The sequence below is a fragment of the Janibacter sp. CFPM2_SD2 genome (assembly GCF_057364645.1).
Map to the genome: position 1 here is coordinate 1 of NZ_JBNFOF010000393.1, position 731 is coordinate 731.

The window sequence follows — 731 nt, forward strand, 5'->3', positions numbered from 1 at the left end:
GTGGCGTCGCGCTCGGCGCTTCGGCGCGCCGCGCGAGTCGGCGATCAGCGTGGCGCCGACCGCCGAGGCACCGCAGATGGCGGCGCCCGAGACGATCGAGCCCTTCCCCCACATCGCCGGCATGACGCCCGACTTCTTCCAGCACCTCGACATGCGGCTGGCCAACGGCGGCTTCCCCTACTCCGGCGCGAGCACCTCGCACATGGACGGGTGGATGCGCTTCCGGCAGGCGCCGCCGACCTTCGACATCCGGCACTTCGTCACCCTCGTCGACTGCTGGCCCCCGGCCGTCGTGCAGATGCTGTCGGAGCTGAAGCCGGGCAGCAGCATGACGTGGACCCTCGAGATCGTCGACGACGTCACGGCCGAGCCCGACGCGCACTGGCCCTACGCCGTGCGCACCGATGTCGCCGGTGGCGGCTACGGGCACACCGACGCCCGCGTCTGGCACCCGGACGGGCGGCTCGTCGCGATCAGCCGGCAGACGGTCGCGGTCTTCGGCTAGGCCGGGGTGGTTCGGCGAGCAGCCCGGCGACGAACTGCCCCCTCTGTCCCCCCCCCCCCGGCGGGATGAAATACGACCCGCGCGTCTGGACGCGCGGGTCGTATTTCATTCAGTGGGGGTGGATCAGCGGCGGCCGCTGCGACCGGTGCTGCTCGAGGAGAAGGCGACGACGCTGCCGCCGCGCGAGGCCCCCTGGCGGTTGCCGCCCTGACCCCCCGCGACGCTG

The 731-nt window shown here is 73.1% G+C and carries 1 protein-coding gene; it reads left to right on the forward strand.

Annotated features, from left to right (window positions below; genetic code table 11):
- On the forward strand, positions 1–505 hold a 505-nt coding region (locus tag AC2W7J_RS18590; protein WP_485984282.1), incomplete at its 5' end, for an acyl-CoA thioesterase.
- Positions 506–731: the final 226 nt, after the last annotated feature.